This window comes from Pantoea sp. R102 (assembly GCF_004916815.1).
Classification (GTDB): domain Bacteria; phylum Pseudomonadota; class Gammaproteobacteria; order Enterobacterales; family Enterobacteriaceae; genus Pantoea; species Pantoea dispersa.
In genome coordinates this window covers 1-11,064 of sequence record NZ_SDFT01000294.1, presented here as the reverse complement: position 1 = coordinate 11,064, position 11,064 = coordinate 1, and the positions used below count along the sequence as shown (strand labels likewise).

11 protein-coding genes and 2 pseudogenes are annotated in these 11,064 nt (G+C 60.2%); 8 read left to right on the top strand and 5 right to left on the bottom strand.

Annotated features, from left to right (window positions below; translation table 11 throughout):
• The 4 genes and pseudogenes from ERD80_RS22025 to ERD80_RS22010 all read left to right on the top strand — a co-directional run.
• Positions 1-363, top strand: a pseudogene (locus ERD80_RS22025) (aldolase); the annotation flags it as partial.
• Positions 364-421: 58 nt separating this feature from the next.
• On the top strand, positions 422-1,909 hold the full coding sequence (locus tag ERD80_RS22020) for an FGGY-family carbohydrate kinase (protein ID WP_136548556.1): 1,488 nt from the start codon (positions 422-424) through the stop codon (positions 1,907-1,909).
• Positions 1,910-2,004: 95 nt separating this feature from the next.
• On the top strand, positions 2,005-2,487 hold the full coding sequence (locus ERD80_RS22015) for an antitoxin Xre/MbcA/ParS toxin-binding domain-containing protein (protein ID WP_021506062.1): 483 nt from the start codon (positions 2,005-2,007) through the stop codon (positions 2,485-2,487).
• Positions 2,487-2,993 (top strand): RES family NAD+ phosphorylase, encoded by a 507-nt coding sequence (locus ERD80_RS22010; RefSeq protein WP_058758538.1) that lies wholly within the window; start codon positions 2,487-2,489, stop codon positions 2,991-2,993. Before ERD80_RS22015 ends, ERD80_RS22010 begins: the two co-directional genes overlap by 1 nt.
• Positions 2,994-2,997: 4 nt before the next feature.
• Here ERD80_RS22010 and ERD80_RS22005 read toward each other — a convergent pair whose 3' ends face one another.
• The gene (locus ERD80_RS22005; protein ID WP_136548559.1) at positions 2,998-3,237 is read right to left on the bottom strand and encodes a hypothetical protein; all 240 of its coding nucleotides are present in this window, start codon (positions 3,235-3,237) and stop codon (positions 2,998-3,000) included.
• A 251-nt stretch (positions 3,238-3,488) separates the two neighbouring features.
• Here ERD80_RS22005 and hpxO point away from each other — a divergent pair, with 251 nt between their 5' ends.
• Positions 3,489-4,646 (top strand): FAD-dependent urate hydroxylase HpxO, encoded by a 1,158-nt coding sequence (gene hpxO / locus ERD80_RS22000; RefSeq protein ID WP_136548554.1) that lies wholly within the window; start codon positions 3,489-3,491, stop codon positions 4,644-4,646.
• A gap of 51 nt (positions 4,647-4,697) precedes the next feature.
• On the opposite strand, the gene dcp is transcribed toward hpxO, so the two are convergent.
• Both dcp and guaD read right to left on the bottom strand, forming a co-directional pair.
• Positions 4,698-6,749 carry a peptidyl-dipeptidase Dcp gene (dcp, locus tag ERD80_RS21995; protein ID WP_136548551.1) on the bottom strand — a complete coding sequence of 684 codons (2,052 nt, stop codon included), beginning with the start codon at positions 6,747-6,749 and terminating at the stop codon, positions 4,698-4,700.
• Between the two features lie 50 nt (positions 6,750-6,799).
• A complete protein-coding gene (gene guaD / locus ERD80_RS21990; RefSeq protein ID WP_136548549.1) occupies positions 6,800-8,158 on the bottom strand; it encodes a guanine deaminase in 1,359 nt (452 codons plus the stop codon).
• 373 nt (positions 8,159-8,531) lie between these two features.
• Here guaD and ydfG point away from each other — a divergent pair, with 373 nt between their 5' ends.
• Entirely contained in the window at positions 8,532-9,278 is a 747-nt protein-coding gene (gene ydfG / locus ERD80_RS21985; RefSeq protein ID WP_010618462.1) for a bifunctional NADP-dependent 3-hydroxy acid dehydrogenase/3-hydroxypropionate dehydrogenase YdfG, read from the top strand.
• Between the two features lie 45 nt (positions 9,279-9,323).
• Here ydfG and ERD80_RS21980 read toward each other — a convergent pair whose 3' ends face one another.
• A complete protein-coding gene (locus ERD80_RS21980) occupies positions 9,324-9,650 on the bottom strand; it encodes a YnfA family protein (protein WP_136548558.1) in 327 nt (108 codons plus the stop codon).
• Positions 9,651-9,783: 133 nt separating this feature from the next.
• On the opposite strand from ERD80_RS21980, the gene ERD80_RS21975 reads away from it, so the two are divergent.
• A complete protein-coding gene (locus ERD80_RS21975; RefSeq protein WP_010618460.1) occupies positions 9,784-10,119 on the top strand; it encodes a DUF1283 family protein in 336 nt (111 codons plus the stop codon).
• A gap of 52 nt (positions 10,120-10,171) precedes the next feature.
• A complete protein-coding gene (locus tag ERD80_RS21970) occupies positions 10,172-10,468 on the top strand; it encodes a DUF1161 domain-containing protein (RefSeq protein ID WP_058769782.1) in 297 nt (98 codons plus the stop codon).
• Between the two features lie 31 nt (positions 10,469-10,499).
• Here ERD80_RS21970 and ERD80_RS21965 read toward each other — a convergent pair.
• Positions 10,500-11,064: pseudogene (locus ERD80_RS21965) on the bottom strand (MFS transporter); the annotation flags it as partial.

Below are 11,064 nucleotides of genomic sequence, written 5' to 3'. Positions count from 1 at the left end.
GCCGGCCAGGGCGCGGCGTACGGCTCGCTGGGTGACGTCAGACAAATCGTGCCGCTGGTGCGTCTGGCGCGGGAGCTGGGCGCCGACATCATTAAAGCCGACCCCACGGACAACGTAGAGGATTTCCATCGCGTGGTGGAGGCGGCGCGCTGTCCGACGCTGGTGCGCGGCGGCGGCAAAGGGGAACTGGGCGCGGTGCTGGCGAAAAGCGCCGCGCTGATGGCGCAGGGTGCCAGCGGCATGGTGTATGGCCGCAACGTTTATCAACATGATAATCCATCACGCGTGGTCAGCGCGCTGATGGCGATTATTCATCAGGGTGTCAGCGGCGCGGATGCGCTGGACATCTACCAGCAGGGTTAAGCGTGACCTGCACCGGCGCTTAAGCGGTGCGCCGTCTTCGCCTGAAACGGAGTCGGATATGAGCCAGATTCTCGGCATCGATGCCGGAAATACCATGATCAAAGCGGTACTGTTTGACCTGAGCGGCCGCGTGCTGTCGGTAGAGGAGTGCGCAGGCGAAACGCATCAGCCGCAGGAAGGCTTTGCTGAACGGCCAGTTGAAGATATCTGGCGCGGCGTCAGCAACGCGGTGAGTCGCTGCCTGCAGCAAGCCGGCACGCGTGGCAGCGAAGTGATTGCCGTCGGGGCCGCCGGTCACGGCAACGGGTTGTATGCGCTGGATCGTCAGCAGCGCCCGCTGTTTGGCATCCAGTCGATTGATCATCGCGCCAGCGCCACGGTACAGGCGCTGGAATCCAGCGGTGCGGCGCAGCAGATTTACGCGCTGTCGTTGCAAAAACCGTGGCCCGCCGCCACGCCGGTGCTGATCAGCTGGATACGTCAGCATCAGCCGGAACGCTGGGCGCAGATCGGCCATCTGCTGTGTGCCAAAGATGTCATCGCCCATTTTCTGTGCGGCAATGTCAGCGCGGACTATTCGGATGCCGCCGGTGCCGGGCTGATTGATTATCGCCAGCGCAGCTACAGTCGTGAATTGCTGGCGTTATATGGCATTGAAGAGGCGCTCGCCCTGCTACCACCGCTGCGTGAATCCTGCGAGGTCACCGGCGTGGTCTCGGCCCGCGCGGCACAGCTCACCGGTTTACCGGCCGGCATCCCGGTGGTGGCCGGCATGTTTGACGTGGTTGCCAGCGCGGTCGGCTCGGGCGTAGTGAACTGCGGTGAGGCCTCCATTGTCGCCGGTACCTGGAGCATCAATCAGGTGGTGGTCGACAAACCTGACTATTTGCGCCCGGTATTTATGAATTCGATCATCGAGCGCGACCGCTACATGGCGATCGAGGCCAGCGCCACTTCTGCCGCCAATCTTGACTGGTTCCTGCGTGAATTTGATGATGGCCGCGCCGGCCAGGGCGCGGCGCGCAGCAGCGACAGCGTGGCACAGGTCAGGCCTGACGCGCAGCTGCCGCTGTATCACCCTTACCTCTATTCAGGGCGGAAAGCCGAACCCGCCAAAGCTGGCTTTTACGGCCTCGGCGGCTGGCATACGCGCGCTGACATGCTGTTTGCCCTGTTTGAAGGCGTGACCTTTGCCCACCGGGCGCACATTGACCGGCTGCGCGCGGCCGGCATTACGGTCAACCAGGCCACGCTCTCCGGCGGCGCGACGCGCAGCAGTGTCTGGCCACAAATGTTTGCCGATGTGCTGGGGATGCCGATTCGCGTCGCAACCTGCCACGAAACCGGGGCGCTGGGCGCGGCCCTGTGTGCGGGCGTGGGCGTGGGTCAGTGGCCGAATCTGGCTGCCGCCGTGCAGCAGGCGGTCACCCTTGCGCCGGAGGCGCTGCAGCCCCGCGCGGCGCGCTTCGCGTTCCATGACACACGCTACCGGCTGTTTAAAAAACTTGAGCTGGCGATGAGCGACATCTGGCGCACCGCCAGTTAATGGCGGTGCGGCGTGAACAAACCATGACACCGGTGGGCAAATGCTGTACACTTGATGCATAAAAATGTTCACATGAACATTATCAGGAGGTTGTGATGTCCACCGCATCGGCTTTTAATCCCACCAGCGGATCGCGCATCTTTGATCCGTCGCTGATTCAGCACGCCCGCCCCTCTTTTATGGATCAGATGGGGCTGCCGCGTAACCGGCTTAAGGCGCATAAGTTGATCACCGACGGCATGGATGTCGGCATTGTCGAACGCGCCGCCACGATTCTGAAAGCGACGCCGATCGACATCGCACAAATGGTCTCGATTGACCGCAACACCTACCGGCGCCGCGAGAAGTCCGGATCGCAGCTCTCGGTCGAACAGGGCGCACGCATCTATCAGGTGTTTGAAGTGCTGGATGCGGTGATCCAGCTGTTCGCTGGCGATCCGGAAGTGGCGATGCACTGGATGTATCAGCCTGCGCTGGCGCTCGACAACGCGCAGCCGATTAACATGCTCAGTACGCCCGCCGGCTGCGATGCGGTGCTGACGCTGATTGGCCGCCTGGAGCACGGAGTGATTGTCTGATGACACGACGGAAGGATCCGGCCACACCCGTCAGGGTGTTCTATCGAATTGTCAAAGCGGAGTACGCCAGCCAGGCGTTTAACGGTGCTGGCGCAGAAAAATGGGGTGGCCGCTGGAATCCGCCCGGAATGAAAGCGGTTTACCTCAGCAGCTCTAAAGCGCTGGCGACGCTGGAACTGGTGGTGCACGCCGGGAAAACGCTGCTGGAGCAAAGCCGCTTTGTGGTGTTTACCGTGGCGGTACCGGAGTCCGACATCATCGCCCTCGACAGCAGTAAACTGCCGGCCGGCTGGGAAAAATATCAGCAGCAGGAGGAGACGCAGGCCATCGGCGCGGCGTTTCTCGATCCGCACAACGGCTTTCCCCTGCTGATGACGGTACCCAGCATCCTCACCGGCGAAGATAATGCGCTGTTTAACCCCGATCATCCGGGCGCGGCCGCGCTGATTGCCACAGCGACCTCCGCTCCCTTTGCAATCGATCGCCGTATCAAAGACGATCCGTAAACGGTCAGCGGCACTGGCTGGCACAGTTTTGTACGCAAATCTGCGCCAGCGAGCCACAGCCGCCGCCATTGTCATTCTTGCACTGCGATTGCTGCACGTAACAGTTCTGCTGACAGGAAGAGACATCACACTTCGCTGCTACCGGCGTGAGCTGCGGCACATCCCCTTTTCTCTCCGGCTGCCACGGTGTTTGCGCCGCTGCGCTCAGGCTGCCCAGCAGCAATAACATCATTATCCACTTCATCATTCAGTCCTCGCAGGATGGATGTAGAGAGTATGAACGCTGGCCGGATGATTGCCAGCGTGAAACCTTTGGTTCACCCTCCGCCTGATGATGCCCTGTTAAGGTGCAGCATCTGCGCCCATTGCTGAAGCAGTGTCTGACCCAACCAAAATATAAGTCATTATTTTCAATGCTTTAATTCAGCATCACTCTGGCCCTGCAAGATGGTACAAAAGTTGCAGGGCTTAGGGTGCACAGTAAAGGAGACGGTAATGAAAGCGATTGTGATTGGAGCGGGTATCGGCGGCATGAGCGCGGCGCTGGCGCTGGAAAAAGCGGGTTTCAGCACCGCAGTGTATGAAGCGGTGAAAGAGATGAAACCGGTCGGCGCGGCCATCTCTATCTGGCCTAACGGCGTGAAGTGCCTCAATGCGCTGGGTCTCAAGGCACAGCTGCGCGCGCTCGGCGGCAATATGGCGTTTATGGCTTACAACGATGGCCACAGCGGCAGCACCCTGACCCGCTTCAGTTTGTCACCGCTGGTGCAGCAGGTCGGCGAGTATCCTTATCCGGTCGCACGCGCAGAGTTACAGGCGCTGCTGATCGACAGCTACGGCCGCGAACGCATCCGCTTTGGCAAACGCGTTGTGCGGGTGGAGCAGCATGCCAGCGGCGTGACCGCCTGGTTTGATGACGGCAGCCAGGCTGAAGGGGATTCTATGGTGGCCGCCGACGGCACCCACTCGGTGATTCGCCATCACGTGCTGGGCGAACACGTCGAGCGCCGCTACGCAGGCTACGTTAACTGGAATGGCCTGGTCACCATCGATGAGAGCATCGCGCCCGCCGATCAGTGGACCACGTTTGTCGGCGAGGGCAAGCGCGTCTCGCTGATGCCGGTGAGCGGTAACCGCTTCTACTTTTTCTTTGATGTCCCGCTGCCGAAAGGGCTGGCGCAGGATCGCGCAACGGTGAAAGACGATCTGCGCGGCTATTTTGCCGGCTGGGCCGAACCGGTCCAGCGGCTGATCGCCAGCATTGACGCACAAACCACCAATCGCGTGGAGATTCATGATATCGAACCCTTCAGCCGCTTTGTCAGAGGGCGTGTGGCGCTGCTGGGGGATGCGGCACACAGCACCACGCCGGATATCGGTCAGGGCGGCTGTGCGGCCATGGAAGATGCGGTGGTACTGGCGCAAACCCTGACTGCACATTCGCTGGGCATTGAGGACGGCCTGCTGCGCTATGAGGCGCGGCGCGTCGAGCGCACCCGTGATTTGGTGCTGAAAGCGCGCAAGCGTTGTGATGTCACCCACGCCAAAGATGCGGCGGTCACCGCGGAATGGTATGCCGGACTGAAAGAGGAAACCGGCGAGCGCGTGCTGGCCGGCATGTGTGACACCATTGAAGGCGGTCCGCTGGGATAAGCGTGCAGGCCAGCCAGCTGCACCGCTGGCTGGCCCTTCGGTTACGGCGCGTTACGCCTCGTCGAGGCCGCGGTGTTTCAGCATCGGCCCGATGTCCGGCGCTTTACCGCGCCAGGCCAGCCACAGATGCTGCAGATCGCTGCTGTTACCGCGCGACAAAATCTGCTCACGGAAGCGCTGACCATTTTCGCGCGTCAGACCGCCCCGCTCGACAAACGCCTGATAACCATCGTCGGCCAGCATCTGCGTCCAGATATAGGCGTAATACCCGGCCGCATAGCCGCCACCCCAGATATGACGAAAGTAGCTGGAGCGATAGCGCGGCGGCACGGCACTCAGGGCAATATTCTCCGCCGCCAGCGCCTGCTGCTCAAAATGGCTGACATCCTGCGGATTATCGTGCGGTGACAGCGAGTGCCACTGCAAATCAAGCAGTGCCGCCGCCAGCAGTTCGGTCATGTCATAGCCTTTGTTGAATTTCGCGGCGCGCACCATTTTGTCGCGCAGCGCAGCGGGCATCGCTTCACCGGTCTGATAATGACGTGCATAGTGGGCAAACACCTGATCCTGACTGGCCCAGTGTTCGTTGATTTGCGACGGAAACTCGACAAAATCACGCGGTGTGGCGGTGCCGGACAGGCTGGCATAGCGCTGGGTGGCGAACAGGCCGTGCAGCGTGTGGCCAAACTCATGGAAAAGCGTGATCACCTCATCCCAGCTGAGCAGTGCCGGCTGACCGGGCTGCGGCTTGCTGTAATTGCAGACGTTGTAAATCACCGGCCGGCTTTCCAGCAGCGTCGACTGGTCGACGAAATTGCCCATCCATGCGCCACCGCTCTTGTTATCCCGCGTGAAGAAATCGGTGTAGAACAGCGCTAACGGTGCACCGTCGGCATCGAAAATCTCATAAACGTTGACGTCCGGATGGTAGACCGGCAGATCGTGGCGCTGTTCAAAGCGAATGCCATACAGCTGGCTGGCACACCAGAACACGCCCTTTTCCAGTACAGTGTTGAGCTCAAAATAGGGGCGGATTTGCCCTTCGTCCAGCGCGTATTGCGCGGTGCGTACCTGTTCCGCGTAGTAATTCCAGTCCCAGGCGCGCAGCGGGAAGCTGTGGTTTTGGTCGGCGATCAGCTGCTGAATATCCGCCGCTTCACGCCCGGCGCGCGCCGTCGCGGCGGGCACGATGTTGCGCATAAAGGACTGGGCAGCTTCCGGCGTTTTCGCCATCTGATCCTGCAGACTCCATGCTGCAAAGCTGTCAAAGCCCAGCAGACTGGCCTGCTGCGCACGCAGTTGCGCCATGCGCGACACGATGGCGCGCGTGTCGTTGTCGTCACCCTGCTCGCTGCGCGTCAGCGCCTGCTGAAACAGCGCTTCGCGCGTGGCGCGCACCGTCAGCGACTGCAGTACCGGCTGCTGGGTGGTATTTTGCAGAGGGATTAGCCATGCGTCGTGCAGCCCGCGCGCCTCAGCGGCGTCCTTCGCCTGTGCCAGCGCCGCCGGCGACAGGCCGTCCAGCGCCGCCGCGCTGCTGACGGTATAAGCGGCGGCGTTAGTTGCCGCCAGCAGCCGGTTACCGAAACGCGTTCCCAGACTGGCCAGCTCCTGATTACAGGCGCGCAGTTGCGCTTTATCGCGCTCACTCAGACTGGCGCCGGCCAGCTGAAAGCGCTGCCAGGTGACTTCCACCAGACGCATCGCTTCGGCATCCGGGCACTGCGAACCGCGCTGCTGATACACGCTGTCGAGCCGCGCAAACAGCGCCGGGTTAAGGTAGATTTCGTCATTGAGCGCCGTCAGCTGCGGGGTGATCAGCTCGTCAACCTGCTGGAGCCGCTCGCTGGTATTGGCTGAGGTCATCGCGGCAAAAACGGGGTACACCCGGTTTAGCAGGCTACCGCTGCGCTCCAGCGCTTCATAGGTATTGGCAAAGGTTGCCGGCTCGGGGTTGCTGGCGATGGCCGCCACTTCCTGGCGCTTTTCGGCAATTCCGGCTTCCAGCGCCGGCAGGAAATGCGCTTCGTCGATCAGATCAAACGGCGGTGTCTGGTACGGCAACGGGCTGACGTTAAAAAACGGATTGGCACGTGAAGTCATTATCGCTCCTGATAATCAGCAACGCCGCAGCCACCTGCGGCGGGATGCTTTTATCCTGGCAGTTTCGTCGCCTGGCAACAACCTTGCGCGTGCGTATGGCTTTCCCGCTGCCACACGCACTTACCGTTGACCCAGGTTTGCGCGATGTTACGGTCATCACCCAGCGTCATCAGGACAAACAAACGCTGATGGATATCGTCGCTGTTGGCCATGCGCAGCTGCTGCAGCGGAGAGACGGCAGGATCGATCACCACAAAATCCGCCTCTTTACCGGGGTTGAAGTTGCCGATTTTGTCATCAAGATCCAGCGCATGGGCGCCGCCCAGCGTGGCGTGGTAAATCGCTTCTGCGGCACTGAGTTTGTACTGCTGCAGCTGCCCCACCTTATAGGCCTCACCCAGCGTCTGCAGCATATTGAAGGTGGTGCCGGCGCCGACATCGGTGCCCATGCCCATGCGCACGCGCTGCTGCCAGCGGCGTTTAAGATTGAACAGCCCGCTGCCGAGGAACAGGTTGGAGGTAGGACAGAAGGCCATCGCCGAGTCGGTGTCGTGCAGGCACTTCCATTCGCGATCCTCCAGATGCAGGCAGTGGGCAAATACGCTGCGTTTGCCGGTGAGCTGATGCTGGTGGTACACATCAAGATAGCCGTCATGGGCGGGAAACAGCGTTTTTACCCAGGCGATCTCCTGCTGATTTTCGCTGAGATGGGTATGCAGCCAGGTATCGGGAAACTCGTTTTTCAGCTGCTGCACTTTCTCCAGCAACTGCGGCGATGAGGTCGGCGCAAAGCGCGGCGTCAGCGCATAACCGAGACGCCCGCGCTGGTGCCAGCGCTGAATCAGCTCACGCGTCTGCTGATAACTTTGCGCCGGCGTTTCGGTCAGTTCCGGCGGTGCGTGGCGATCCATCATTACCTTGCCGGCAATCAGCCGCATCTCCAGCTGTTCGGCGGCGCTGAACAGCGCGTCTACCGATTGCGGATGCACCGTACCAAACACCAGCGCAGTTGTGGTGCCATTAGCCAGCAGCTGTTGCAGGAAAAACGCTGACATGCGCGCCGCGTGCGCCGCACAGTGGTACTGGCTCTCGACCGGAAAAGTGTACTGATTGAGCCACTCCAGCAGCTGTTCACCGAACGCGCCGATCATTTCGGTCTGCGGATAGTGAATATGGGTATCCACAAACCCCGGCAGGATCAGCTTGCCGCGCAGATCGATCACCTGCGTTGATTCCAGGTGTTGATGTGCCGGCTGCCAGCGCTCCAGACTCACCACTTTGCCGTCGCGCAGCGTCAGCAGACCGTCTTCGAGGTAGCGTGCCTGGTCGGCGAGGCCATCGGGCTGATCGGCCAGCGCGGGGAAATCAAAAAAACCGGCGCGCAGGCGGGTTACAACAGAGTCAGACATGACGCTTCCTTCAGGGTGTAATGCAGGTTTCAGATAGATATAGCAAAGATGTTGCAAACCGCATGCCAGGCAAGCCCATCCAACAATCACTTTAAATTCAGATAAATACAAAATTTCAGCGCGATTATCGTCGCAAAAATTGCAGGCAATCGTATGCGTAACCGATTGCCTGTTCGTGGTACTGCCCTTGCGCATTGCGCTGGCGTTATACGCCGGGAAAAGGTGCCTGATCGGGTACGCTCATGGTGCAGGACTGCACCGCAAACGTGCAGGAAAGATTCTGCAACACGCCGCCCACGCTTTTCATGAGCGCCGCTGCGGGGTTAATGCTAAGGTGTGGCAGAGAACCTGAAATCGTATAAGGAACAGTGAGATGATTATTTTTGTTACCGGTGCGACCGCCGGTTTTGGTCAAAGTATCACCCGCCGCTTCATTGCTACAGGTCACAAAGTGATCGCCAGCGGACGCCGTGCTGAGCGTTTGCAGGAATTAAAACAGGAACTGGGCGACAACCTGTACACCGTGCAGCTGGATGTGCGTAACCGCGCGGCTATCGAAGAAGCCATCGCCGCCCTGCCCGCCGAATGGCGTGATATCGATGTGCTGGTTAATAATGCCGGGCTGGCGCTGGGCGTCGAACCGGCGCATAAAGCCAGCGTTGAAGACTGGGAAAATATGATCGACACCAACAACAAAGGGCTGGTGTATATGACGCGCGCCGTGCTGCCTGCCATGGTAGAGCGCAACGTCGGTCACATCGTCAACATTGGCTCGATAGCCGGCAGCTGGCCGTACGCCGGCGGCAACGTGTACGGAGCAACCAAGGCGTTTGTGCGTCAGTTCAGCCTCAACCTGCGCACCGACCTGCACGGCACCGCGCTGCGCGTCACCGATATCGAGCCTGGCCTGGTGGGCGGCACCGAGTTCTCGAACGTGCGCTTCAAAGGTGACGATGGCCGCGCGGATGCGGTGTATGAAGGCACCACAGCGCTGACGGCGGAAGACGTGACGGAAGCGGTCTATTGGGTGACCACGCTGCCGAAGCACGTCAACATCAACACGCTGGAAATCATGCCGGTGACACAAACCACCGCCGGACTGAAAGTGTTTAAAGGATAAGCAAGCTGCGCGTGGCGGCCCGTCGGGTCGCCCTGCGCGGCCGGTTCAGGCCTTGCCCCAGCCGATAACGATAATCAACATGCCGCTGAACGCCACCAGCGCACCGCCCCAATCCCACGCACTCAGTTTGACGCCATCGACCAGCCGCAGCCAGATCAGCGCCGTTAACACATACACGCCGCCATAAGCCGCATACACCCGGCCGCTGGCTGCCGGATGCAGTGTCAGCAGCCAGACAAACAGCGCCAGGCTGGCTGCGGCCGGTAACAATAGCCAGGCGCTCATGCCGCGCTTCAGCCACAGCCACGGCAGAAAACAGCCGGTGATCTCGGCAATCGCAGTGATAAAAAACAGCAGCGCGGTTTTCACCAGCATACAAAGTCTCTCTGATCGTTAAACAAACCGCTCACCGCTGGTGAGCAAAGAAGCAGCGATGATATACTGGCAGACAGTGTTGTGACAGCCGCCCTGCGCGCTGTGCTGGAGTTAACGAAAGGAAATGACGATGAAAAAACTGTTTTCCGCCCTGCTGGCTACCACGCTGACCGCCAGCGTATTGCTGACTGCGCCGCTGGCTGTCGCTAAGACGGATCGCCTGATTATTGAAGATGGCAACAACGCGGCCAGCAACGAGGCGGCGCGTCAGAGCAAAGAGCAGTGGAACGATACGCGCAATCTGCGTAACAAGGTAAATACCCGCGTGGAGAAAGAGTTCGATAAGGCAGACCGGGCCTTTGATACCCGCGACGCCTGCGAAAAAAGCTACAACGTTAATGCGTACTGGGAACCGAACACCCTGCGCTGCCTCGATCGCCGCACCGGCCGTCCGCTGGCGCCGTAATGCGCGCCAGCTGCTATAGTTTTCACGGGAATGACGCAACAAGGAGTGAGTGATGAAAAAACGTAATGCAGTTGTGTTGCTAATGGCGCTGGCGTTACCGCTGGCGGTGCAGGCGTCCTGCGAAAGCGTGCGCGCCGACATCAGCAAAAAGATCATCAACAATGGCGTGGCGGAATCGGATTTTACGCTGGATATCGTGCCGAACGATCAGGTTGATCAGGCAGGCGGTCAGGTCGTTGGCCACTGTGAAAACGACACGCAGAAAATCGTTTACAAGAAAAACGGTCGCGATGCGGATAGCAGCGTGCCGGACAGCGCGGGCAGCTCGCAGGATGCTCCCGCACAGTAATCCCTTCGGGCGGCTGGTCGGCCGCCCTGCTTTATTCCGCTTCCGGCCGCTGACGCGGCATCAGCCACGCAATCCACAACGTCAGCAGCGCAATCAGCAATGCCACCACAAATACCCAGTGCAGCGAACTGGCAATCTGTCCGGTCCAGAAGTGTAACTGCTCCTGCGGCAGCGCCTGACGGCTCTCCGGGGCCATAATTTTCTGCATCGGATCGCTGGCCTGCGGCAGTCGCAGCGACAGGTTAAGATTGAGCACCGCGCCCATTATCGCCGTGCCAATGGCTGAACCCAGCATGCGGCTGAACATGATCGAGGCGGTGCAGATGCCGCGAATTTCATAGTGCGCATGATTTTGTACCGACACCAGAAAGGTGGTGCTGGTCATGCCCATCCCGGTGCCAATAACAAACGCCGTCAGCCCGGCCTGCATGATGCTGCTGTCGGCGCGCAGCAGCAGTAACAGCGCGCTGCCGGCAATCAGTAAAAACGCGCCGAGCTGCGCGGTAAAACGATACGAGGTGATCAGCATCAGGCGCCCGCTGAGCGTACTGGCCAGCGGCCAGCCAATTGACATCATCGCCAGCGCGCTGCCCGCC